Below are 20,609 nucleotides of genomic sequence, written 5' to 3'. Positions count from 1 at the left end.
CACAGGGGCCTGGCCGGCGCCCTGCCCCTGTGGTCGGCCCTGTTCCCTCAGCGGTAGACGCGGACGTAGTCGATCATCATGTTCTGCGGGAGGACCGTGCCGGGACCGGGCGGGCCAGGCCAGTCGCCGCCCACGGCGTTGTTGAGAATGATGAAGAACGGGTGGTCGTACACCCACGGCCCTCGGGTCCGCTCCAGCTGGTCGCGGTCGACGGTGAAGAAGGGGTTGTCGTCCACGAAGAACGTCATGTGGCTCGCGTCCCATTCGACGGCGAACACGTGGAACGCGGCGCTGGCGTTGGTGCCCAGCTCCAGGGGTGCGCCGTGGCCACCGGCCCCGAAGTACGCGGGGGCGTGCAGGGTCGAGTGGACCAGCGTGGGTTCGCGACCGATGTGTTCGAGGATGTCGATCTCACCGGACGCGGGCCAGGGGACGCCGTCGAAGAAGTTGCCGCCGAGCATCCAGAACGCGGGCCACAGGCCCTGGGTGCTGGAGACCTTGATCCGTGCCTCGACACGACCGTAGGTGGTCTCGAACTTTCCGGCGGTGTTGAGGCGACCCGACGTGTACTGGCACGTCGTGCTGCCGCCGCTGTTCGGGTCCGGCGGGCAGGCCGAGCCCGGCGTGACCTGGCGCCTGGCCTGGATGACCAGGTTGCCGGCACCGTCCATCCTGGCGTTGTCGTTGTTCGTGTAGTACTGGAGTTCGTTGTTCACGCCGGGGCCGACCTCGGGGGTCCACTTCGCCGGGTCCGGGGTGGAACCGTTGGCGCCGTTGAACTCGTCGCTCCACACCAGGTTGTCGAAGTCGGGGGCGGGCGGGGCGGGCGGCGGCTGGGTCGGGGCACCGCCGGTGCCGTAGACCTGGAACTCCCACAGCGAGTAGCCGTAGCCGTTGGACCGTTCGGTGCCGTACATCCGAACGTAGCGACCGGTGCCGGACACCGTCACGGTTTCCTTGAAGCCCGTGCCCGAGGTTGTCGTGTACATCGTGCGCCAGGTCGCGTTGTCGTCGGACACCTGGAGCTGGTAGTCGACGGCGTAGGCCGGGTCCCACTGCAGGACGACGCTCTCGATCGTCGCGGTGGCGCCAAGGTCGATGGTGATCCAGCCCGGGTCGACCCAGCCGTTGGTCGCGCTGGTCGCCCAGCGGGTGGCGGGATCGAGGTCCGTCGCCTTGGACGGGGTGCAGGCGCGACAGGCGCCGTCGTCCTGGAAGGTCGAGGCGGTGGCGGGTTTCTGGTAGGAGAGCAGGCCGTCGGGGCCAGGACCAGGGCCCGGGTCGGTGCCGGTGGTGCCGTACACCTGGAACTCCCACAGCGAATAGCCCCACTGGGTGGCGCGGCTGGTCAGTCCCAGGCGGACGTAGCGGCCGTTGCCGGTGACCGGCAGCGCCTGGACACCGCCGGTCGCGGTCGTCGTTGAGTACACTGTGGACCACGTGGAACCGTTGTCGGACAACTGAACGGTGAATGATCTCGCGTGGGCGGCCTCCCAGTTGAGGCGCACCTCGTCGATCGCCGCCGGCTGGCCGAGGTCGACCTGGATCCACTGTGGATCGGCGAACTGGCTCGACCACCGGGTACCGGTATCACCGTCGACGGCGGCGGTCGCCGGGAAGGCGGCGGACTCCGACGAGGACGCCGTGACCGGGCGCCCCTGGGACAGCAGCGAGCCGGCGGCCACCGCCGGGGCGGCCGGCGACAGGACCTGGACCAGCGCCGTCGCCAACCCCGCGGCGAGCGCCAACGTGAACAACCGGCGACCACGCCGCCGGAACAGAACCGGTTTCATGCGTGCTCCTTCGCACGCCGCGGCGGCACGCCAGCGGCGCGAGGGGAAAAGTGAATGGGAGAGGCAAGCCGTGAGAGCGCTCTCTCCGGACAGAGAGTGCCTTTCGGGCTACCAACTGTCAAGAGCGTGCGCACAGTGGGCCAGAAGTAGCACCGCGTGCGTCCAAATGGCGTCTATTTGTTCCCGTGCGGAACAAAATCATTGACCGACCCTGTGAGCCAGGTCATGCTCTGTTCGTGAGAGCGCTCTCTCGATTCCCTGCACATCCTGAGAGCCGAGGGAGTTCGTCTTCAATGGGGAAGAACATGACTAGCTGGCGCGCTCTGCTCAAGATCGGGCTGGTGTTCGTGCTCGCCGCGAGCACCGTGGTCATCGGCGCGATCACCGGCGCGGCCAATCGGGCCGACGCGGTGATCCGGGTCGCCGAGTTCCCGGCCGACTGCACGTTGAGCCACCGCCTGCCCGACGACCCGATCGTGTTCCCGAAGCTGCCGGGTGCCTCGCACTCGCACGACTTCTTCGGCAACACCGCGACCGACGCCCACTCCGAGTACGGCGACCTGCTCGGGCAGACCGGCACCTGCGACCCGAACGTCGACATCTCCTCCTACTGGGTACCGACCCTGTTCCGCGACAACCAACCGGTCGTCCCGACGGGCATCACGTTCTACTACCTCGGTGAGGGCGTGAACAACCCGGCGGCCACCCAACCGACACCGGTCGGGCTGAAGATCGTCGCCGGCAACGCGCGGGCCACCGGCGACGCCGACAGCCTCGCGCGCTGGTCATGCCTGCACGCCGGACACGTGCCACCGTCGAAGAACTTCGTCAACTGCCCGTCCGGCACCCAGCTGGAGACCTATCTCGACTTCCCGCAGTGCTGGAACGGGACGACGCTCGACTCGTCCAACCACATGAGCCACATGGCCTACCCGGTCGGCGGCAACTGCCCGTCCACCCACCCGGTGCAGGTGCCCAAGCTGCGGATGGTCCTGCGCTACCCGGTCAGCGGCGACCCCTCCGCCCTGCGGCTCGCCTCCGGCGACGGCCGAACCATGCACGGCGACTTCTTCAACGTGTGGCCGGCCGACGAGATGGAACGGCGGGTGCGTGACTGCATCCGTCCGGTGATCAAGTGTGGTCACGACGGGCGCCCCCTGTGACGCTGTTTCGCCTGTTCGTGATCTTCCTGCTGGCCACAGGCGTCGCGGCCTGTGGCCAGCAGGCCCCACCGCCGTCGGTCCCGGCTCTCCCGCCGCCGGTGACCACGTCCTCGGTGGCGCCGGGAGGTTTCGGCGCCACCGAGGAGTCCTTCGTCCAGCTCGCGATCGCCACCGACGACCAGGCCCTGCTCCTGCTCGACCTGGGCGCCACCGACGCGACCGATCCGTTGCTTCGTGACTTCGCCAAGGACCTCGCCGCCGCCCGCCGCACCGAGCTGACCGCCCTGCACGGCCTGCTCGACGCCGCCGCCGTGGAGTACCAGAACCTCCACAAGGGCCACGACATGCCGGGCATGCCCACCGAGGACGAACTGGCCACGCTGCGCGCCGCGCCGGCGTTCGACGTGGAGTTCGCCCGACTGGCCCGCGCGCACCTGACCGAGTCCAGGACGGTCGCCGCGTCCGCCGCCGACAACGCCACCCATCCCGACACCCGGGCACTGGCGGCGTCGATGGTCGACGAACGCGACACGACCCTCGCCAGACTGGACACCCTCGCCTGAGATCCGCGCCCGGGTATAAAGAAGCGGTGTCCGACCCGCGCCGTACCTCGTCGAAACGCGTCACCCTCGAGGAGGTGGCCCGGGTGGCCGGCGTGTCCCGGGCCACCGCCTCCCGCGTGGTCAACGGGGTGGCGACGGTGGACGCGACGATCCGCGCGGCGGTGCAGAACGCGATCGACGCGACCGGGTACGTGCCGAACCTGGCGGCGCGCTCGCTGGTCACCCGCCGCGCCGACGCCATCGGCCTGGTGCTGCCCGAGGAGTCCCGGCTGGCCGGTGACCCGTTCTTCGAGACGGTCATCCGGGGTGTGATGTCGGTGATCGGCCCGAGCGGTGTCCACCTCGTCCTGATGACGATGGACACCAACACCCGCGACCAGGTGGTCAGCGACCTGCGCCGGGGCCGGCTCGACGGCGTGATCCTCATCCACACCGACCGCGACGACCCGTTGCCCCGGCAGCTGATCGAGGCCAACCACCCCGTGGTGATGTCCTCCCGGCCGCTGCACCCGCTCCCGGTGACCTACGTGGACGTCGACCAGACCGCCGGCGGCGCGCTCGCCGCCCAACACCTGATGTCCCTACGCCGCAACCGGATCGTGACCATCGCCGGGCCGCAACACACCTCGGCGGGCCAGGACCGGCACACCGGTTTCCTGGACGCCGTCGCCGACCCCGACCTCCCGTGGACGGAGGGCGACTTCACCCGGGAGAGCGGCGAGACCAGCATGGTCCACCTGCTCCGCGCGCATCCCGGCCTGGACGCCGTGTTCGCCGCCTCGGACCTGATGGCCCAGGGCGCCATGACCGTCCTGCGCGCCACCGGCCGCCGCGTCCCGCAGGACGTCGCGGTGGTCGGGTTCGACGACAGCAGCGCGGCCCTGGCCTGCGACCCGCCGCTGACCACCGTCCGGCAACCGGTCGCCGACATGGCCGCCGAGATGGCCCGGCTGCTGCTGGCCAGGGTCGCCGACCCGGACGCCCCGCCCACCAGGGTGGTCTTCGAACCGACCCTGGTGGTGCGAGGCTCGGCCTGAGGTCAGGGCTGGTCCCAGACCAGGTTCACCGTGCGTTCGAAGTTGTCGTAGCCAGCACGCAGGAAAGCGTTTGCCATCGGGGTGTTGCCGAGATCGGTCGCCGCCCGGATGCGCGGGACGTCCTGGGCGGCCAGCACCCGGGTGCCCTCGGCGAGGATGTCGTCGACGTAGCCGTTGCCACGGTGCTCCGGCAGGACGGCGATGTAGCCGATGATCGGGTTGTAGTCGTTGCGGGCCGGGGTGACGAAGCCGACCGGCGCACCGCCGGGCAGCGTCGCGACCCGCCACCAGTCACGCGGACCGCGGTAGTGCGCCAGCTCCTCCTCGAAGTGCTCGACGGCGGCCTCGCGGGCCGACAGCCGGGTCAGGCTGTCCTGGCTGTGGGCGTCCAGGGTCCCGTCGAGGACCCGGGTCATCAGGTCGAGGAGTTCCTCGGTGTCGTGCGGTGTCCGGAACGTCAGGCGCCCGTTCGGTTCGGGGACCGGGGTCCCCGGGTTCCACTGGAACCGCAGTCGTTCGACGAACGGGTGCGCGCCCACCCGCTCCACCACGGCCAGCCGGTCCTCGACGACACGGCGGGCCGGGGCGACCTCGCGCCAGTCGGACGGGATGTCACGCAGGTACTCCGGTGGACGTGTGCCGGGCGGGACGACCGTGGCCATGGCCGTACGCAACAGTCGCACGCCGATGTCGACGCGGTCCGCCGCGGTGTCGTCGAGGTCGAGGATGTCCAGCAGGAACGGGGTGTCGTCGCCCGCATTGGTCCACCAGGCGAGCCTGGCGAGCACCCGGTCGCCGCGCACGGCGACCCACATCCACTCCGGCCGGCGGCGGCGCTCGACCAGGTCGTCGGCGAGTTCGTGGTTGAGGGTGTAGGGCAGTTGGTTGAACAGGTCGAGCTCGTCGCCCCCGGTGATCGGGCGCAGGGTCAGGTCGTGCACGGCACTCTCCGGTACGGAAGGCGCCCACTCCCCCAGGGTCAGTTCCGGCCCCGGGAGGACGCGAGCGCGGTGATCATGGCGGTCATCGGCTCCTCCTCTCGTTCTCGACGCCCACCGGCGGCGGGCGTGCCGGGACAGCAGTACCGGACCGGCCGTCCCGGGCACAAACGGTTTAGTGGACCCCGCTCATCAACCGCCGGATGAACGGGCTCACCACCCACAACAGGATCCCGAACGCCACCGCGACCCCGCCGACGACCAGGAAGTACCCGCCCTCGTCGTCCACCGAGTAGTACTTGGCGAACGACCCGGCCGCGGCCGTGCCGAGCGCGACCGACAGGAAGTTCAGCGCCACCATCTGCGTGCGGAACAGCGCCGGCGCGAGCTTGGTCGACACCGACAGCCCGACCGGCGAGAGCAGCAGCTCGCCGATCGTGAACAGCAGGATGATGCCGACCAGCGCGATCAGCGGCGTGGTGTTGCCGGTGCCGCCCGACCACGGCAGGAAACACAGGAACGCCACGCCCATGAAGATCGTGCCGAGCGCGAACTTGACCGGCGTCGAGGGTTGCCGCGGCCCCAGCCTGGTCCACAGCGCGGCGAACACGGCGGCCAGCAGGATGATGAACACCGGGTTGATCGAGTTCGCCCAGGACACCGGCATCTCCCAGCCGAAGATCGTGCGGTCCAGGCGCTGGTCGGTGTAGATGACCAGCACGGTGAACTGCTGCTGGAACAACGAGAAGAACACGAAGCTCGCCAGGAACAACGGGATGAAGCTGGCGACCCGGCGGCGCTCCAGCGCCGTGATCCGCCGGCTGGACAGGATCACCGCGAAGTACGCCACCGCCGCCACGATGATCACCACCACGGTCACGTTGGCCAGGTTCGCCGCCGTCACCACCCCGGCCATCACCACCAGCACGATCCCGGCGACCACCACCGCCGCGCCCGCCGCGACCCAGCCCCGGCGCCCGGGCGGCAGCGGGTTGGGCACCTCGTTCGCGTCCGAGCTCAGGTTCGCTCGCCCCAGGGAGTACTGGACGAGCCCGGCCGCCATGCCGATCGCGGCCAGCCCGAACCCGTAGTGGAAGCCCAGGTTCTGCTGCGCCAGCCCGGTCAGCAGCGGCCCGATGAACGCGCCAAGGTTGACCCCGAGGTAGAACAGCGAGAACCCCGCGTCCCGCCGCTCGTCCTCTGGCGCGTACAGCCGTCCCACCAGCGAGGTCGCGTTCGCCTTGAGCCCGCCGCTGCCCACCGCGATCAGCACCAGCCCCGCCCCCACACCGGTGAACCCGGGCAGCAGCGCGAGGCAGATGTGCCCGCACATGATCATCACGGCGCTGAGGAACAGCACCCGCTCGGACCCGGCGACGCGGTCGGCCAACCAGGCCCCGACGATCGTCGACAGGTACACCAGCCCGCCGTAGGCACCGACGATGCTGGTGGCCGTGCCCTCGGACAGCCCGAGTCCGCCGTCGGCGGCCGAGTAGTAGAGGTAGATGGTGAGGATCCCCTGCATCCCGTAGAACGAGAAGCGTTCCCACATCTCCAGGCCGAACAGGTTCCCCAGGGCTCGCGGATGCCCGAAGAACCCGGTGCTCGGCGCGGACCTCGTCTCCGCCGTCTTCCCCGTCTCCATGCGGCAACTGTTGTGCAGTCCCACGAACCCGCCCCGCCGCGACGCCCCGAACATCCCCCGATGGAGTGACGCCGCCGCGCCCGGGCGGCACCGGGCGCGGCGGGATCGTCAAGCCCTCAGGGCCTCTTCCCGGGACATCGGGCGGGTTTCCTCGAGAGGCGGTGTGTCGGGTTGGTTGGCCTGGTGTTGGTCGCGGTGTTGGTCGCGGTGTTGGTCGCAGTGTTCGTCGCGCTGGTCCTCGTCACGCGCGGCCATCTGCTCCCGGCAGTGCCGGGCCACCTGACGAGCGTGCACAGTCATGGCGTTCTCCTCCGTCCCGCGCGACGGATACCCTTCACGAACTCCCACCACACCCGGTTCCCCGGTTTGCTCGCGCGTTGTCAGGGTTCTCGACCACAGGAGAACCTGATCGGGTGGCCCGACCCTCGAACGGGTGAGTCTGGGAGGCTGGCCGGGTGGACACCACTCTGGTCACCGGAGGCACCGGAACGCTCGGGCGCGCGGTCGTCGAGCGGCTCACCGAGCGGGGAACGCCTCCGCGCGTGCTGAGCCGAAGCACCGGTGAGGTCCGGGGCGACCTGCGCACCGGGGCCGGCCTCGACGCCGCACTGTCCGGTGTGGACACGGTGATCCACTGCGCGACCGCGCTGGGCCGACACGACCTGACCCACGCCCGCAACCTCGTCGACGCCGCGCTGCGCGCCGGCCGCCCGCACGTCGTGTTCGTCTCGATCGTCGGTGTCGACGCCATCCCGCTGCCCTACTACCGGACCAAGCTCGCGGTCGAACACCTGCTGGCGACCTCCGGCCTGCCCTGGACCACCCTGCGCGCCACCCAGTTCCACGACCTCGTGCTGCGCCTGTTCACCGTCCAGCGCCGCCTGCCCGTCCTGCTGGTCCCGGCCGGCCTGCGCGTCCAGCCGGTCGACGTGCGCGACGTCGCCGGGCGGCTCGTCGAACTGGCCGACGGTCCGGCCGTCGGGCGGGCCGAGGACTTCGGCGGGCCGCAGGTCCGGCCGGTCGAGGACTTCGCCGACCGCCGCGCCCTGCGGATCCCGCTGCCGGGCGCGGTGATGCGCGGCTACCGCTGCGGCGCCAACCTGGGGCCGGCGCGGGGCGTGATCACGTTCGAGGAGTTCCTGGCAACGCGGCCTCGACCCCGTCGAGGATGAGCCCCAGCCCCACCCGGAACGTCTCCGCCGCCTGGGCCTCCAGGTACGGCTCGCCCTCCGGCACCCGGAACGTGTCCTCGGTGGACAGTCCGACGATCGTCGGGTAGCGCCGCGCGAAGTCCGGGGCGACCTCGGGCATCAGCGCCGAGCGCGCGAACCACCAGTCCTCGTTGGACGTTCCGGTCGCGCGCGCGGCCAGCCGGGCCTCGGCGACGGTCTGTGCCGCGCCACGGACGAAGTGGAACAGCGTGCTGATCGTGCGCAGCAGCAGCGGTGCCGACAGACCGCTGACCCGCAGGATCCGCGCCGCCGACTCGACCACCGCGTACTCGTGCGGCCCGAGCACCGGGCGGACCTGGGAGACCCGCAGCACCCACGGGTGCCGCTGGTAGAACGCCCACAGCTCCCCCGCCCACGCCTCGACGCCAGGGCGCCAGCCGTCGTCGGCCGGGGGGCCGTCGGGCAGTTCGGCGTGCACCCGGTCGTACATCAGGTCGATCAGCTCGTTCTTGTTCGGCACGTAGGTGTAGAGCGCCATGCCGGTGCGGCCGACGCGCTGGCCGACCGCGCGCATCGACAGCGCGTCCATGCCCTGCTCGTCGGCGATCGCGATGGCCGCGTCGAGGATCGCGTCGAGGGTCAGCGCCGGCTTGGGGCCGGGGCGCACCTCGTCGGGCGCGGGGGCGCGCCACAGCAGCTCCATCGACCGGCGGGCGTCGCCCTGCCCGGCGAAGACCACCACCCTAGTATCTCCTTACAGCGTAAAGTATCATCACTGTACACCCCAGAAGGAGAGAGTGCATTGGGTAACGCGCATCCCGCGGACGGTCACGAACTCATCGAGGTCCGCGGCGCCAGGGAGAACAACCTGCGAGATGTCAGCGTCGACATCCCCAAGCGGCGACTGACGGTCTTCACCGGCGTGTCCGGCTCGGGGAAGTCCTCGCTGGTGTTCGGCACGATCGCCGCCGAGTCGCAGCGGATGATCAACGAGACGTACACGGCGTTCCTCCAGTCCTTCATGCCCAGCATCGGCCGCCCGGACGTCGACGGGCTGCGCAACCTGAGCGCGGCGATCGTCGTCGACCAGGAGCGGATGGGCGCCAACGCGCGGTCCACGGTCGGCACCGCCACCGACGCGCACACCATGCTGCGGATCGTGTTCAGCCGCCTGGGCGAGCCGCACGTCGGCACGTCCGGTGCGTTCAGCTTCAACCTGGCCGAGGGCATGTGCCCGGCCTGCGAGGGCCTCGGCCGTGTGTCCGATGTGGACGTCGACGGTCTGGTCGACCGGAACCTCTCGCTCAACGAGGGCGCGATCACCGTCCCGAACTTCACCGTCGGCTCCTGGTACTGGAAGGGCATGGCCGACTCCGGGTTCTACGACCCGGACAAGAAGCTGCGCGAGTTCACCGACCAGGAGTGGGACGACTTCCTGTACAAGCCGTCGACCAAGGTCAGGCTGGCCGAGATGAACACGACCTATGAGGGGCTCGTGGTCAAGGTCAAGCGGCTGTACCTGTCCAAGGACCGCGAGTCGATGCAGGCGCACATCCGCGCGTTCGTCGACCGCGCGGTCACGTTCAAGGTGTGTGACGCGTGTGGCGGCGCGCGCCTCAACGAGGCGGCGCTGTCCTCGCGGATCGCCGGGCGCAACATCGCCGAGTGTTCGGCCATGCAGATCAGCGACTTGGCCGAGTTCGTCCGCGGGCTCACCGACGAGTCGGTGGCGCCGCTGGTCGCCACGCTGCGGGAGACGCTGGAGTCGCTGGTCGAGATCGGCCTGGGCTACCTGAGCCTTGACCGCGAGTCCGGCACGTTGTCGGGCGGTGAGGCACAGCGCGTGAAGATGGTGCGGCACCTCGGGTCCAGCCTCACCGACGTCACCTACGTGTTCGACGAGCCGACCGTCGGCCTGCACCCGCACGACATCGCCAGGATGAACGACCTGCTGACCCGCTTGCGGGACAAGGGAAACACCGTGCTCGTGGTGGAGCACAAGCCGGAGACGATCGAGATCGCCGACCACGTCGTCGACCTCGGGCCCGGCGCGGGGTCGGCCGGCGGGCAGGTCTGCTACACCGGTGACGTCCCCGGCCTGCGGGCCTCCGACACGCTCACCGGCCGCCACCTGGACCACCGCGCGTCACTGCGAACCGACGTTCGCCAGCCGACCGGCACGTTGCCGATCAAGGACGCGAACCTGCACAACCTGCGCGATGTGAGTGTGGACGTCCCGCTGGGTGTGCTGACCGTCGTCACCGGGGTCGCCGGCTCCGGCAAGAGCTCCCTGATCCACGGCTCGCTGTCCACCCGCGAGGACGTGATCGTGGTCGACCAGTCGGCGATCCGGGGTTCGCGGCGCAGCAACCCGGCGACCTACTCGGGCCTGCTCGACCCGATCCGGGCGGCGTTCGCCAAGGCCAACGGGGTGAAGGCGTCGCTGTTCAGCGCGAACTCGGAGGGCGCCTGCCCCAAGTGCAAGGGCATCGGCCTGGTGTACACGGACCTGGCGATGATGGCCGGCGTCGCCTCGGTGTGCGAGGAGTGCGGCGGGCGGCGGTTCACCGCCGAGGTGCTGACGCACACGTTGCGCGGCAGGAACATCGCCGAGGTGTTCGCCATGTCGGTGGCCCAGGCGCGGGAGTTCTTCCCGTCCGGCCAGGCGCGGCTGATCCTCAACCGGTTGGCCGACGTCGGCCTCGGCTACCTCAAGCTCGGTCAGCCGCTGACCACCCTGTCCGGCGGCGAGCGGCAGCGCCTGAAGCTGGCGATCCACATGGCCGAGAAGCGGGCGACGTACGTGCTCGACGAGCCGACCACCGGCCTGCACCTGGCCGACGTCGACCAGCTGCTGGCGCTGCTGGACCGCCTGATCGAGCAGGGCAACACGGTGATCGTGATCGAGCACCACCAGGCCGTGATGGCCCACGCCGACTGGCTCATCGACCTGGGCCCCGGCGCCGGCCACGACGGCGGTCAGATCGTGTTCACCGGCACCCCCGCCGAGCTGGTGGCGACCGGCGACTCGCTGACCGCGCGGCACCTGCGCAAGTACGTGGAGGCGTGATGGAGGAGGCAGGGCGGCTGGAGGTGCTGGCGGTGGCGCGGCCGACCCCTCGGGTGCGGCGCGTCACGTTCGCCGCGCCCGAGGGCTTCGAACACTGGCCCGACCAGCAGCTCAAGCTGTACTTCCCGCGCGGCGGCGCCCTGCGCCTGCCGGAGTCGGACGCCGACACGATGCGCTGGTACCAGGCGTACCTGGCGATCCCGCTGGACCGGCGGCCGTGGATGCGCAGTTTCACGGTCCGCGCCGCCACCCCCGACACCCTGGAGATCGACTTCGTCCTCCACGACACCGGTGGGCCGGCGGTGCGCTGGGCCCGGCAGGCGGCGGCGGGGCAGGTCGTCGGCCGCTACGGCCCGTCGGTGGCGTACCGGCGAGCGCTGCCGGAGGCGGCGGAGTACCTGTTCGCCGGCGACGAGACCGCCGTTCCGGCCGTGACGTCACTGCTGGCCGCCCTGCCGTCGACGGCCAGGGCGGCGGTGGTGCTGTCGGTCCACTCCGAGCAGGAGGAACAACCCCTGCCCTCGGCGGCGACGGTCGAGACGCACTGGGTGCGCGGCGGGTTGGCGGAGCGGATCGCGGAACTGCCGCTACCGGAGGTGGCCTGGCTGGCGGGCGAGGCCGGCGAGGTCCGCACCCTGCGGCGCCACCTGACCGGCCGGGGGATGGCGAAGGACCAGATCGAGTTCACCGGCTACTGGCGACGCGCCCTCACCCAGGACGACCCGCCGACGAACGAGGACCTCGCCGAAGCCCAGGAGCGGGTCGCCGGGTCCTAGGGTGTGTCGCTCGAAGGATGGGGGGATGGTGGCGCGAGCGGTGGTGGTGGCGGTGTGTGGGTCGCCGGGCGCGGGGAAGACGACCGTGGCGCGGGCGGTGGCGGGCCGGTTGGGGGTGCCGTGTCTGACGCGGGACGAGGTGAAGGTCGGGCTCGGGTTGTCGGGGGCGACGATCGGCGCGGGGCGACAGCTGCGGTTCGCGGAGGAGTTCTTCGTGGCGGGTGGGGCGGTCAGTGAGCGTGCGGAGGAGGTCATGGTCGAGGCCGCCGGGGTGCTCGCCGCGGGCGGGGTGAGCTTCGTGGTGGAGTCGTCGGTGGTCTCGGAGCGGCTGGTGGGGGTGTTGGTGGGTGCCGGGGCGCGGGTGTTGGCGGTGTGGGTCGTGGCTCGGGACGCGGTGATCGGTGAGCGCCTGCGGGGACGGGCCGCCGGGGGTGGGGCCGTGGACCGGCAGCTCGCGGAGGCGTCTCGGCGGGGTGAGCTGCGGGAGTCGGTGTTCGAGCCGGCGGCGGGGGTCACGGCGGTCGTGCGGGTGGATACCTCCGACCGGAGCAGCCCGGATGTCGTGGCTGTGGTGTCGGCGTTCGGCGATCTGGTGGGTGAGGACTGACCTCGGTCGACCGGATCGGCGCGGCGGGGTGGCCAGGATCAGGGTTTGGACAGGTATCTGTCCAGGGCGTTGGCGGATTTGCGGACGTGGCGGCGGGCCAGGCGTTCGGCCTGGGAGCCCTGGCCGGCGGCGATGGCGGCGATGATCTCCGTGTGTTCGGACAGGGCGGCGGCGGGGCGGCCGGGGACCCTGGCCGACGTCGCCCGGCCCAGGCGTAGTTGGCCGATCATGTTCTCGGCGACGTGTTGGAGGCGGCCGTTGCCGGCGGCGGTGAGGATCTCCTGGTGGAACAGGACGTCCAGGTCGCCGTAGCCGGACAGGTCGGGTTTGGCCAGCTCCTTGGCCTGTTGGTCCACCAACGCGTTGAGGCGGGTGACCAGGCCCGATCGGTCGGGCGCGGTCGCCGCTCGGCGGGCGGCTATGCCGTCGAGGACCTCTCGTAGTTCGTACAGCTCCCGCATGTCGGCCCGGTTGACCTCGGGGACGAAGAAGCCTCGGTGCGGCCGCAGGACGAGGAAGCCTTCGCGTTCCAGGGCGTGCAGCGCGGCCTTGACCGGCGTGGCCGACAGGTCGAACTCCTCGCAGAGGGGGCGGACGCTCACGTGCGACCCCGGGGCCAGCCGGCCGCTGAGGATCGCGTGGCGCAGCGCCTGGTAGGCCATGCTGCTCAGGGTGCTTCTGGGCAGTGACATCGGGTCCGTACCCCCTCCCTCGTGACCGGGACACGTTACCGACTCCGGCCCCGCCCCGCTCTGTTACGCCAACCAGCCCAACCTGACACGAAGATTAAACATTAGATCTAAAATCAAGTCTTGCCCAGCGCCTCACCTCGGTGTTAGAAACGAGTGAGACCAGGAACCACCATCCTCCACAGAGGACCTTTCCTGGTCGACCCTCCCATTCCGCTACGGGGCGACGGCACCGCCGTCGTCCGCTTGTGCACGCACGCTTGACAACTGGATATGACACCGAAGGAGCGGACATGCGCGCACCTCTTCGGAGGATGGCCGTGGTCACGACCGCCGTCATCGCTCTGGTGGCGCCGGTGCTGCCGACCGCGTCGGCAGCGCCCAGCATCCCCAATCCCGAGCAGTACTTCGGCTTCCGCATCGGATCCGACGGCAAGCTCGCCACGATCGACACGATGTTCCCCTACTTCAAGCTCATCGCCGAGCGCAGCAACCGCGTCGACTACGAGGAACTCGGCCGCACGACCGAGGACAACCCGTACGTCATGCTGACGATCAGCTCACCGAAGAACCTGGCCAACCTCGACCGGCTCGTCGAGATCAACTCCCGGCTCGCCGACCCCCGTGGCCTGTCCCCCACCGACGCCGAGAAGCTCGCCCGCGAGGGCAAACCCTTCTACTACGTCCAGGCCGGCATCCATGCCAACGAGGTCGGCAACGCCCAGGCCATGCTGGAGATCGCCCACCGGCTGGGTACGGAGAACTCCCCGTACATCAACAACATCCTGGACAAGGCCGTCATCCTGATGGTCCCGTCGCAGAACCCCGACGGCCTGCGACACATCAACGACTACTTCAACGCCACCGCCGGCACCAACTACGCGCGCGTCTACCCCGACCTGTACCAGAAGTACACCGGCCACGACGACAACCGCGACTGGTTCATGCTCACCCAGGACGAGTCCGAGCTGATGGTCTCGATCCAGAACAAGTACCACCCGCAGGCGTTCCAGGACGCCCACCAGGCCGGTACCGGCGCCCCGCGCATGTTCACCCCGCCCTACCTGTCCCCCTACGACCCCAACATCGACCCGATCACCGTGCAGCAGACCAACGACGCCGGCATGGCGATGCAGCGCGGCATGACCTCGGCCGGCATGAAGGGCGTCGGCTGGGCCAAGTCCTACGACTACTGGACGCCCTCGCGCCAGTACCAGGTCTACCACGGCGCGGCCCGACTGCTGACCGAGGCCGCCTCGGTGTCCAACCTGGCCTATCCGCAGGTCGGCGACGGTCCGCTTGGCCAGCAGGAGTCGGAGATCAACTTCATCGAGCCGTACGACTCCAACACCTGGACCCTGCGCCAGATCGTCGACTACACCTCGCAGGCCTTCTACTCCGCGGTCGACGAGCTCGCCAACGACGGCTACAACTGGCTCAAGGACTTCTACAAGGTCGCCAACAACGCCGTCACCCGCACCGACGCCTTCGCCTACGTCATCCCCGCCGGCCAGCGCGACCCGCAGGCCGTGCGCGACACCCTGGAGATCATGCTCAAGGGCGCGGTCGAGGTGCACCAGGCGAAGACCGAGTTCACCGCCGGCGGCAAGGCCTATCCGGCCGGCTCGTACGTCATCTACATGAAGCAGCCCTACTCCCGCTGGGCGAAGACGCTGCTCGAGGTGCAGCACTACCCGCAGCTGCTGCAGTACCCGGGCGGGCCGCCGCAGCGGCCCTACGACGTCACCGCGCACACCCTGCCGATGCTGCTGGGCTTCGACGCCGACCTGGTCACCGACGCGTTCTCCGTCGGCACCAAGCAGCTGAAGAAGGTCACCCCGGAGCCGGTGAGCATGCCGCCGGTCCCCGGTGAGGGCGGCGCCTACGTCCTGGGACCGGAGTCCTACGGCGTGTACCAGGTGGTCACCCGGTTGCAGAAGCAGGGCGTGCCGACCTTCCGCGCGGCGGCGGCGTTCAGCGACGGCGGCCGCGACTACCCGGCCGGCACGTTCATCGTGCCGCCGACCGGGCCGGCCACGACGGTGCTGACCAACCAGTCCAAGGCCACCGGGATCCCGGTGTACGCCATCGCCGACGTGCCGGCGATCGAGGGCGTGCAGCTCAAGGAGGGCACCAGGATCGGGCTGCTCAAGCCGCCCAACAACATGCCGGCCGGCTGGCTGATGTGGATGTTCGACCAGTACAAGGTCAACTACCAGATCGTGAAGGCCAAGGACTACCAGAACCTGTCCGGCAAGTACGACGCGATCCTGATGCCCGACGGGGTCAGCCGCAACTCCATCGTCAACGGGTTGAACGCCAACAACTACCCGAAGGAGTGGAGCTGGGCGTTCGGGGTCGGCGAGACCGGCTGGAACCAGCTGCGCCAGTTCGTCACCGACGGCGGAACGCTGGTCAGCGTCGGCAGCGCGGCGGGCACCGCGCAGGAGCTGTTCGGGCTGCCGTTGGAATCGGTGCTGCCCTCCAGCTCCTCGGTGTTCTACGGCCCGGGATCGTTGCTGCGTCAGGAGATCGACAGCGACGACCCGGCGGCGTGGGGCATGGAGGGCGACCACCCGGTGTGGTTCGAGGGTGACCGGGCCTACCGGATCACCGACCCGGCCAAGTACCCGCACACCGTGGTCGGCAAGTACCCGGCCGGCGACGACCAGCTGGAAAGCGGCTGGCTGATCGGCGGCGAGTACCTCAGCGACGCGGTGAACACCGTGTCCTGGCAGGTGGGCAAGGGATCGGTGGTCACCTTCGGCAACCAGGCCGCGTTCCGGACGTGGAACCGGGGCGAACAGAAGATGGTGTTCAACGCCCTGTTCAACGGCCCGGCCGAGCAGCTGTCCCCCGAGCGGTTCGCGGGCATCGCGGACTGACCCCGTGTCCGGGGAGGACGCCGGTGCGGCGTCCTCCCCGGACCAGACCCGAACAGGAGTCACGTGGACGGATCGTGGACCAGCGGGTTGTCCCACCTGGAGTGCGCGCGCTGCCAGACCCGCTACGACGCCGGCGAGGCGCACAACCTGTGTCCCTGCGGCGGCCCGCTGCTCGTGCGTTACGACCTGGACCTGGTGCGCGCCACGGTGTCCACCGAGGACATCGCGGCGCGGACGCCGGACCTGTGGCGCTACCGCGAGCTGCTGCCGGTGCTCGACCCCGGCAACGTCGTCACCCTCGGCGAGGGCATGACCCCGATCCTGCCGCTGCCGGTGCACGGGCGGGCGATCGGGGTGCCGGGCCTGCTGGTCAAGGACGAGGGCCTGCTGCCGACCGGCAGCTTCAAGGCCCGGGGCGCTGCGGTCGGCATCTCGCGGGCCAGGGAGCTGGGGATCGACCGGATCACCATGCCCACCAACGGGAACGCGGGCGCGGCGTGGGCGACCTACGCGGCGCGGGCCGGGCTGGGGTCGCTGGTGGTGATGCCGGCCGAGGCGCCGGCGATCACCCGGCTGGAGTCGGCGATGGCCGGGTCCCGGCTGTACATCGTGGACGGTCTGATCGGCGACGCCGGAGCGCTGGCCGCCCAAGCCGTGGCCGACGGCTGGTTCTCCACCGCGACGCTGCGCGAGCCGTACCGCATCGAGGGCAAGAAGACGATGGGCCTGGAGATCGTCGAGCAGCTCGGCTGGCGGATGCCGGACGTGATCGTCTACCCGACCGGCGGCGGCGTCGGTCTGATCGGGATCCGCAAGGCCCTCGACGAGCTGCGCACGCTCGGCTGGCTGACCGGTGAGCCGCCCCGGCTGGTGGCCGTGCAGTCCACCGGGTGCGCGCCGATCGTGCGGGCGTTCGAGGCCGGCGCCCGCACCGCCGAGCCGTGGGCGGACGCCACGACCGTGGCCTTCGGCATCAACGTGGCCAGCGCCATCGGCGACTTCCTCATCCTGGACGCCGTGCGGGACACCGGCGGGACGGCCGTCGCGGTGCCGGACGAGGACATCCTGGCCGCCCAGGCGGCCTGCGCGGCGGCCGAGGGCCTGCTGATGTGCCCGGAGGGCGCCGCGACGCTGGCCGCCGTGGAGCACCTGCGCGGCACCGGTTGGCTCTCCGGCGACGAGGAGGTGCTGGTCCTCAACACCGGCACGGCCCTCAAGTACCCGCACGCCGCCACGGTGCCGGACCCGCCGGTCCTGCCGAGGAACGCGAGCCTGCCGTCATGACCGGCGGCGCCATCGAACTGCGCGGCGTGCACAAGGCGTTCGGGGACGTCGAGGTGCTGCGCGGTGTCGACCTGACGGTCGCCACCGGGGAGGTGCTGGTGGTGATCGGGCCCTCCGGCGGCGGCAAGAGCACGTTGTTGCGCTGTGTGAACCTGCTGGAGCCGGTGACCTCCGGGCAGGTGCTGCTCGACGGTGAGGACATCACCGCCCCCGGCGTGGACCTCGACCAGGTGCGCCGCCGGATCGGCATGGTGTTCCAGCAGTTCAACCTGTTCCCGCACCTGTCCGCGCTGGACAACCTGACGCTGGCGCCGCGCAAGCTGCTGCGCACCGCCAGGGCCGACGCTGAGCAACGGGCGCACACGCTGCTGGAGCGCGTCGGCCTGGCCGACAAGGCCGCCAACTATCCGCGCCAGCTCTCCGGCGGCCAGCAGCAGCGGGTGGCGATCGCCCGCGCGCTGATGATGGACCCGCACGTGATGTTGTTCGACGAGGTCACCTCGGCGCTGGACCCCGAGCTGGTGAGCGAGGTCCTGGACGTGATGCGCGACCTCGCCGGGTCGGGCATGACGATGCTGTGCGTCACGCACGAGATGGGCTTCGCCCGCGAACTCGGGGACCGGCTGGTCTTCGTGGACGGCGGGGTGATCGCCGAGCAGGGTCCGCCGGCAACGGTGCTGGACGAGCCGAGACACGACCGTACCCGCCAGTTCCTCCGCAAAGTCCTGCGGTGACCCGAGGAGTCCCCATGCGTGCCCGCCTGTTGCTCCCGCTCGTCGTCCTCGCGCTGGCCGCCGCCGCGTGCGGCGGCGACGCCGACGAGCCCCCCGCCCAGCCACCGGTGACCGAGAAGGCCGACCTCGGCGTCGCGCTGCCGGAGGCCGTGCAGAGCCGGGGGGTGCTGGCCGTCGGCGTCAAGTGCGACTACCCGCCCTTCGGCTACATCGACGAGGCCGGCGAGAACGCCGGCTTCGAGATCGACATCGCCCGCCGGCTGGCCGGCTACGCCTTCGGCGACGAGGGCAAGGTCGAGCTGACCTGCGTGACCGGCGCCAACCGGGTGCCGTTCCTGACCACCAACCGGATCGACCTGATCATGGCGACGATGAACTACACGCCCGAGCGGGCGCAGACCATCGACTTCACCTCCCCGTACTTCGCCGGCGGGGTCAAGATGCTGGTGCCGGACAACTCGCCGATCGGCGGCTGGGACGACCTGGACGGCCGCTCGGTGATCACCATCAAGGGCTCGACGGCGAGCCTGTGGCTGGCCGAGTGCCGGCCCGAGGTCGAGCAGGTGCCCTTCGAGCAGACCAGCGAGGCGCTGACGGCGCTGCGCCAGGAACGCGCCGACGCCTTCGCCCAGGACGACACGCTGCTGGTGGACCTGGCGAAGAAGACCAGCGGTACCAAGGTCGTCGGCGAGGTGCGGGCGGACAGCCCGTGGGGCATGGGCGTGCGCAAGGGCGACGCCGAGATGCTGGCGTGGGTCGACGCGGCGGTCGAGAAGATGCGTGAGGGCGACGAGTTCTGGGCGGCGTTCACCGGCGCGGTCACCGACGAGGCGGTCCAGCAGGAGTTCGCCCAGGTGCTGCCGCGCCCGGACAACGAGCTGAGCTACCCGACCGGTCCGATCATCGAGTGCTGAGCCGATGGGCTACGAGTTCGACCCCGGCTACGTCCCCGACCACCTCCCGGAGCTGGTCGAGGGCCTGGGCCGCACGCTCGCGATCAGCGCGATCGGCATGCTCGGGGCACTGGTCGTCGGCGCGCTGCTGGGCGCGGTGGCGGCGCTGCGGGTGCCGGTGGCCCGCCAGCTGATCACCTGTTACGTGGAGGTGTTCCGCAACACGCCGCTGCTGGTGCAGATCTTCTTCCTGTACTTCGCGCTGCCGGAGGCGGGGATCTCGTTGTCGGGGTTCACCGTCGGCTGGCTGTCGCTGCTGCTGTGGGGCGGGGCGTACAACGTGGAGAACTTCCGCGCCGGGTTCGAGGCGGTCGAGCCGGGCTACGTCGAGGCCTGCCGGGCGCTCGGGTTCTCCCGGCTGGCGGCCTTCCGGCGCACGACGTTCCCGCTGGGCACGCGCATCGCGATGCCGTCGGTGACCAACACGCTGATCTCGGTGTTCAAGAACTCCTCGTTCATGGTGGCGATCAGCTACCCGGAGCTGACCGAGACCGCGGTCGGCCTGGTGGCGGTGTCGTTCCGGGTGTTCGAGCTGTTCGTGGCGATCGGGATCGTCTACCTGGGACTGGTGTGGCTGCTGTCCCTCGGTTCCGGCGCGCTGGAGCGCCGCCTGGCCGTTCCGGGAGGTCACTGATGCCGGCCTGGGTCGGACCCGTCGCGTCCTACGTCGGCCAGGGGCTGGTCACGACGCTGCTGTTGTCGCTGGTGAGCATCGCGGCCAGCGTGCTGCTCGGGGTGGTGGCCGGCACGCTGCTGACGTTGCCGTCGGTGGCGGTGCGCGCGGTGGTGCGGGTCTACGTGGAGATCTGGCGGGGACTGCCGATCATCATCACGTTGTTCTTCATCTTCTTCGTGCTGCCGGTGATCGGGCTGGACGTCGACACGTTCGTCGCGGCGGCGGTCGGGTTGACGCTGTGGGGCAGCGCGAACGTGGCCGAGGTGGTGCGCGGCGCCGTGCAGTCGGTCCCGCGTGGACAGTCCGAGGCCGGCGCGGCGCTCGGGTTCGGCTGGCGGCCACGGATGCGGTACGTGATCCTGCCGCAGGCCACCCGGCGGGCGCTGCCGCCGCTGGTCGGCCTGGTGGTGAACCTGACCCAGCAGACCTCGCTGGCCGCGGTGATCGGCCTGCTGGACGTGCTGGAGGCGTCCCAACGGTCGATCGAGCGGCTCACGCTCAGCGGCGGCCAGACCCACGCGGTGGAGATCCTGGGTGCGGTGCTGCTGGTGTTCTTCGTCATCTGCCTGCCGCTGACGGTGCTGTCCCGGCGCCTGGAACGCAGGCTGCGGTGAGACCTGGAGG

Annotated in this window: 18 protein-coding genes; 13 read left to right on the top strand and 5 right to left on the bottom strand. The window is 70.4% G+C overall.

Annotated elements, in window-relative coordinates:
- Positions 1 to 47 precede the first annotated feature (47 nt).
- Positions 48 to 1,793 carry a discoidin domain-containing protein gene (locus BLA60_RS24565; protein WP_075135351.1) on the bottom strand — a complete coding sequence of 582 codons (1,746 nt, stop codon included), beginning with the start codon at positions 1,791 to 1,793 and terminating at the stop codon, positions 48 to 50.
- 305 nt (positions 1,794 to 2,098) lie between these two features.
- On the opposite strand from BLA60_RS24565, the gene BLA60_RS24560 reads away from it, so the two are divergent.
- The 3 genes from BLA60_RS24560 to BLA60_RS24550 are packed head-to-tail and all read left to right on the top strand — an operon-like array spanning position 2,099 to position 4,556.
- Entirely contained in the window at positions 2,099 to 2,956 is an 858-nt protein-coding gene (locus BLA60_RS24560) for a DUF1996 domain-containing protein (protein ID WP_154814555.1), read from the top strand.
- Positions 2,953 to 3,519 (top strand): DUF305 domain-containing protein, encoded by a 567-nt coding sequence (locus tag BLA60_RS24555; RefSeq protein ID WP_075135349.1) that lies wholly within the window; start codon positions 2,953 to 2,955, stop codon positions 3,517 to 3,519. The genes BLA60_RS24560 and BLA60_RS24555 overlap by 4 nt, the downstream gene beginning before the upstream one ends.
- Positions 3,520 to 3,545: 26 nt before the next feature.
- Positions 3,546 to 4,556: a LacI family DNA-binding transcriptional regulator gene (locus BLA60_RS24550; RefSeq protein ID WP_075135348.1), complete on the top strand. Its 1,011-nt coding sequence runs from the start codon at positions 3,546 to 3,548 to the stop codon at positions 4,554 to 4,556.
- Between the two features lie 2 nt (positions 4,557 to 4,558).
- Here BLA60_RS24550 and BLA60_RS24545 read toward each other — a convergent pair whose 3' ends face one another.
- Positions 4,559 to 5,497: a GNAT family N-acetyltransferase gene (locus tag BLA60_RS24545; protein WP_075135347.1), complete on the bottom strand. Its 939-nt coding sequence runs from the start codon at positions 5,495 to 5,497 to the stop codon at positions 4,559 to 4,561.
- Positions 5,498 to 5,669: 172 nt separating this feature from the next.
- A complete protein-coding gene (locus BLA60_RS24540) occupies positions 5,670 to 7,139 on the bottom strand; it encodes a peptide MFS transporter (RefSeq protein ID WP_075135503.1) in 1,470 nt (489 codons plus the stop codon).
- A 455-nt stretch (positions 7,140 to 7,594) separates the two neighbouring features.
- Here BLA60_RS24540 and BLA60_RS24530 point away from each other — a divergent pair, with 455 nt between their 5' ends.
- Positions 7,595 to 8,311: an SDR family oxidoreductase gene (locus BLA60_RS24530; protein WP_075135345.1), complete on the top strand. Its 717-nt coding sequence runs from the start codon at positions 7,595 to 7,597 to the stop codon at positions 8,309 to 8,311.
- Here BLA60_RS24530 and BLA60_RS24525 read toward each other — a convergent pair.
- Positions 8,262 to 9,053 carry a TetR/AcrR family transcriptional regulator C-terminal domain-containing protein gene (locus BLA60_RS24525; RefSeq protein ID WP_075135344.1) on the bottom strand — a complete coding sequence of 264 codons (792 nt, stop codon included), beginning with the start codon at positions 9,051 to 9,053 and terminating at the stop codon, positions 8,262 to 8,264. The two genes, BLA60_RS24530 and BLA60_RS24525, sit on opposite strands and share 50 nt — an antisense overlap.
- A 60-nt stretch (positions 9,054 to 9,113) precedes the next feature.
- Here BLA60_RS24525 and BLA60_RS24520 point away from each other — a divergent pair, with 60 nt between their 5' ends.
- Genes BLA60_RS24520 through BLA60_RS24510 form a run of 3 tightly spaced genes read left to right on the top strand, consistent with a single transcriptional unit; the run spans position 9,114 to position 12,764 of the window.
- Positions 9,114 to 11,381, top strand: a complete 2,268-nt coding sequence (locus tag BLA60_RS24520) for an ATP-binding cassette domain-containing protein (RefSeq protein ID WP_075135343.1) — start codon at positions 9,114 to 9,116, stop codon at positions 11,379 to 11,381.
- Positions 11,381 to 12,157 carry a siderophore-interacting protein gene (locus BLA60_RS24515; protein ID WP_075135342.1) on the top strand — a complete coding sequence of 259 codons (777 nt, stop codon included), beginning with the start codon at positions 11,381 to 11,383 and terminating at the stop codon, positions 12,155 to 12,157. The genes BLA60_RS24520 and BLA60_RS24515 overlap by 1 nt, the downstream gene beginning before the upstream one ends.
- A 25-nt stretch (positions 12,158 to 12,182) precedes the next feature.
- Positions 12,183 to 12,764, top strand: coding sequence for a P-loop nucleotide/nucleoside kinase family protein (locus tag BLA60_RS24510; RefSeq protein ID WP_075135341.1), 582 nt, complete (start codon positions 12,183 to 12,185; stop codon positions 12,762 to 12,764).
- A gap of 38 nt (positions 12,765 to 12,802) precedes the next feature.
- Here the strand turns inward: BLA60_RS24510 and BLA60_RS24505 are convergent, their stop codons facing one another.
- Positions 12,803 to 13,456: a GntR family transcriptional regulator gene (locus tag BLA60_RS24505; RefSeq protein ID WP_075135340.1), complete on the bottom strand. Its 654-nt coding sequence runs from the start codon at positions 13,454 to 13,456 to the stop codon at positions 12,803 to 12,805.
- 290 nt (positions 13,457 to 13,746) lie between these two features.
- Here BLA60_RS24505 and BLA60_RS24500 point away from each other — a divergent pair, with 290 nt between their 5' ends.
- The 6 genes from BLA60_RS24500 (at position 13,747) to BLA60_RS24475 (ending at position 20,599) form a co-directional block, all read left to right on the top strand.
- A complete protein-coding gene (locus BLA60_RS24500) occupies positions 13,747 to 16,338 on the top strand; it encodes a M14 family zinc carboxypeptidase (RefSeq protein ID WP_084735235.1) in 2,592 nt (863 codons plus the stop codon).
- A 63-nt stretch (positions 16,339 to 16,401) separates the two neighbouring features.
- The gene (locus BLA60_RS24495) at positions 16,402 to 17,622 is read left to right on the top strand and encodes a threonine synthase (protein ID WP_075135338.1); all 1,221 of its coding nucleotides are present in this window, start codon (positions 16,402 to 16,404) and stop codon (positions 17,620 to 17,622) included.
- Complete coding sequence (locus tag BLA60_RS24490) at positions 17,619 to 18,356, top strand: amino acid ABC transporter ATP-binding protein (protein WP_075135337.1); 738 nt, start codon at positions 17,619 to 17,621, stop codon at positions 18,354 to 18,356. Before BLA60_RS24495 ends, BLA60_RS24490 begins: the two co-directional genes overlap by 4 nt.
- Before the next feature lie 14 nt (positions 18,357 to 18,370).
- Positions 18,371 to 19,270 carry a transporter substrate-binding domain-containing protein gene (locus BLA60_RS24485; protein WP_075135336.1) on the top strand — a complete coding sequence of 300 codons (900 nt, stop codon included), beginning with the start codon at positions 18,371 to 18,373 and terminating at the stop codon, positions 19,268 to 19,270.
- Positions 19,271 to 19,274: 4 nt separating this feature from the next.
- A complete protein-coding gene (locus tag BLA60_RS24480; protein ID WP_075135335.1) occupies positions 19,275 to 19,943 on the top strand; it encodes an amino acid ABC transporter permease in 669 nt (222 codons plus the stop codon).
- Positions 19,943 to 20,599, top strand: a complete 657-nt coding sequence (locus BLA60_RS24475) for an amino acid ABC transporter permease (RefSeq protein ID WP_075135334.1) — start codon at positions 19,943 to 19,945, stop codon at positions 20,597 to 20,599. The genes BLA60_RS24480 and BLA60_RS24475 overlap by 1 nt, the downstream gene beginning before the upstream one ends.
- Positions 20,600 to 20,609 lie beyond the last annotated feature (10 nt).

The sequence above is a fragment of the Actinophytocola xinjiangensis genome (assembly GCF_001921215.1).
GTDB classification, from domain to species: domain Bacteria; phylum Actinomycetota; class Actinomycetes; order Mycobacteriales; family Pseudonocardiaceae; genus Actinophytocola; species Actinophytocola xinjiangensis.
Note: the sequence above shows the minus strand (reverse complement) of the source record. Positions and strands in the feature narration are given on the sequence as shown.

Bases quoted from the DNA above. Each gene is read 5' to 3' on its own strand.
- BLA60_RS24515 (WP_075135342.1), top strand. From the start codon at position 11,381: ATGGAGGAGGCAGGGCGGCTGGAGGTGCTGGCGGTGGCGCGGCCGACC.
- BLA60_RS24510 (WP_075135341.1), top strand. From the start codon at position 12,183: ATGGTGGCGCGAGCGGTGGTGGTGGCGGTGTGTGGGTCGCCGGGCGCG.
- BLA60_RS24560 (WP_154814555.1), top strand. From the start codon at position 2,099: ATGACTAGCTGGCGCGCTCTGCTCAAGATCGGGCTGGTGTTCGTGCTC.
- BLA60_RS24480 (WP_075135335.1), top strand. From the start codon at position 19,275: ATGGGCTACGAGTTCGACCCCGGCTACGTCCCCGACCACCTCCCGGAG.
- BLA60_RS24540 (WP_075135503.1), bottom strand. From the start codon at position 7,139: ATGGAGACGGGGAAGACGGCGGAGACGAGGTCCGCGCCGAGCACCGGG.
- BLA60_RS24500 (WP_084735235.1), top strand. From the start codon at position 13,747: ATGCGCGCACCTCTTCGGAGGATGGCCGTGGTCACGACCGCCGTCATC.
- BLA60_RS24485 (WP_075135336.1), top strand. From the start codon at position 18,371: ATGCGTGCCCGCCTGTTGCTCCCGCTCGTCGTCCTCGCGCTGGCCGCC.
- BLA60_RS24565 (WP_075135351.1), bottom strand. From the start codon at position 1,793: ATGAAACCGGTTCTGTTCCGGCGGCGTGGTCGCCGGTTGTTCACGTTG.
- BLA60_RS24475 (WP_075135334.1), top strand. From the start codon at position 19,943: ATGCCGGCCTGGGTCGGACCCGTCGCGTCCTACGTCGGCCAGGGGCTG.
- BLA60_RS24505 (WP_075135340.1), bottom strand. From the start codon at position 13,456: ATGTCACTGCCCAGAAGCACCCTGAGCAGCATGGCCTACCAGGCGCTG.
- BLA60_RS24490 (WP_075135337.1), top strand. From the start codon at position 17,619: ATGACCGGCGGCGCCATCGAACTGCGCGGCGTGCACAAGGCGTTCGGG.